The 2327-nt window shown below is 63.4% G+C and carries 1 protein-coding gene and 1 pseudogene; one reads left to right on the forward strand and one right to left on the reverse strand.

Annotated elements, in window-relative coordinates:
• Nucleotides 1–1373: pseudogene (locus tag Q0925_RS08970) on the forward strand (hypothetical protein); the annotation flags it as partial.
• A 325-nt stretch (nt 1374–1698) separates the two neighbouring features.
• On the opposite strand, the gene Q0925_RS08975 reads toward Q0925_RS08970, so the two are convergent.
• On the reverse strand, nt 1699–2327 hold a 629-nt coding region (locus Q0925_RS08975), incomplete at its 5' end, for a PKD domain-containing protein (protein WP_299334399.1).

Below are 2327 nucleotides of genomic sequence, written 5' to 3' on the forward strand. Positions count from 1 at the left end.
CGGAGAGCGTTGATGTCCCCGACCGAACCATCACACTTGACGGTCAGGATTTCGAGATTGAATCCGTCGGGCACGCGAAACCCGGCGAGACCATCGAGGCGACGACGCAGGCGCCAGACGGAAAGGAGTACATCCTGTACCTGTACAATAATCGGGTCGACCGGATCGACTTCAGCCGGATGACCGGGAACGACTCGGCCTCGTTTCCGACCGACGGACTTGATCCGGGTACCTACGTCCTCGTCGTGCGCGCGGACCGGGAGTTTCAGTCCATCCACCCGGTCGTCGTCGCCGGCTACGACCCGGCGGTCGATACCTCCGGAGAAGTGACCCCCGGTGAGCCGTTCACCGTCGAGATCGATCCCGATGCCGAGGAGTACGAGAACGCCCCCGACATCGACTCGGTCACGGTTTTACGGACCGAGGACGGCGAGGCCGTTGAAGAGGTGGAAGCGACTCCCGTCGACGGGTCGGACACCTACGAGGCCGAACTCACCGCCCCCGACGAGGAGGGCGACGTTCGGCTGGTGACGACCGTCCTTGGCGAGGAGTCGATCGCGTTCACCTCCGAACAGGAGATACTCGGGTTCACGGACACCACGCTCACGGAGTCAGAATTCGAGGTCACGGTCGACGAGGACGCCTCGACGGCAGAAATTACCGAGAACGAGACGGTCGAGATCGTCGCTGATGTCGAGAACGCGGGTGATTTCACCGGGCAAGAGACCGTCGAACTGTTGCTCGACGGCGACGCCGTCGACGACGTGTCCGTGTCACTCAACGGAAGTGAAAGTGAGACCGTAACCCTGACTCACGACACCGACGACGGCGATGTCGGCGAGGTGAGTTACACGGTCTCGTCGGCCGATAGCACGGACTCTTTGAACGTGACCGTCACGGAATCAGACGAAACGGACGGGACGGACGGTGGAGACTCGGTCGACGGACCAGAGAATGGCACCGATACCGGCGACAGCGACAACGGAACGACTGGCGGTGGACCGGTAGACGACGGGTCTGACAACGAGACCGGCGATAGTGAACCGGTGGACGATGAACCGGACACCGGAGACACTGACGGGAGCACAGACAGTAACGGGACCGACAACGACGACCAATCGGTGAACGACTCCGATAGCGAGAGCGGCGGGGGCGATTCAAACGGCACTGAGACGACGGACGACGACTCGGAGGGCAGCGACGGACAGGACTCGGACTCGTCGAGCAATACCGACGATGACGACAACGTCATCGAGCCGACCGAGCCGACCGAAGAAGAGGCCTCGCCGGTGTCGGCCCCGCTGACCGGCTTTCCGCACTTCGTCGCAGCCGTACTCGTGATCGGGTTGCTCGCTCGCAGGCGAAAGAGCTGAGCAATGTTCGTCCGCTGTGGAGGCGGTTCAAGCGCTCTCGCGAACTGACGGATATCGGTCTCAAACTCGACTGCGAGGACGCTATTGTCGTCTGGGACCCACGCTGTGTCGGACTATAACTACGGAAATCGGGTGGTGTGCTGTAGATCTGGGTGGTGAAACGCCAGCGGGAGGACGCTCGGTCAACGTTCTGGCGACGACCGACCTCGTCGCACAGGGTGACGGGCAAGGTCCCCTCGGCATTCGTGAACCGGGAAGGAGAAGGTAACCAGCGGCGGTGTCGACCGGCGACGAGGACCGTCGCTCGTCGACACCGTTTCGCCGGTCAGTCGCGACTACGCGCCACGAGGGCCGAAACAAGCAACGCGATGAGCGCAACGAGCGGCCCGAAGCCGGGGACTTCGTCGTCGGTCCCCTCCTCAATGACGACCTCGACAGTGTCGGTCGTCGTGTCGCCGGTCACGGTGTCCGTCGCTGTCAACGTGACCGTGTACGTGCCCGCGGTGTCGTACTCATGGGCGACGACGCCGTCGGTCAGGGTGGTGCCGTCACCGAAGTCCCACTCGTAGGTGACGTTCGCGCTCCGGTCCTCACTCGTGCTGTCGAGCGCGTCGAACTCGATGATTTCGCCGACGGCGCCGCTCGTCTGTTCGGCCGTGATCGCTGCCTCGACCGGCTCAACGACGCTGACAGCGATCCGGTCCGTGTCGGACGCGCTCCCGTTCGCAACGGTGAGCGTCACGTTGTACGTCCCGGTGACAGCGTAGGCGTGTTCGACGGTTTCACCGGTGTCGTTCGTGCCGTCACCGAACGTCCAGTTGTATTCGAGGTTCGTTCCCTCGCTTCCGGAGGCGTTGAACGAGATCGCGTCGTCGGGGTACACGCCGGTCTGGTTCGCGGCGATGGCCGCGGTGACGGTCGGCTCTGTCGGCTCGTCACCATCGCCACCGTCGT

Origin of the sequence: Haloplanus sp. (assembly GCF_028275055.1) — an archaeon.
Lineage (GTDB): Archaea > Halobacteriota > Halobacteria > Halobacteriales > Haloferacaceae > Haloplanus.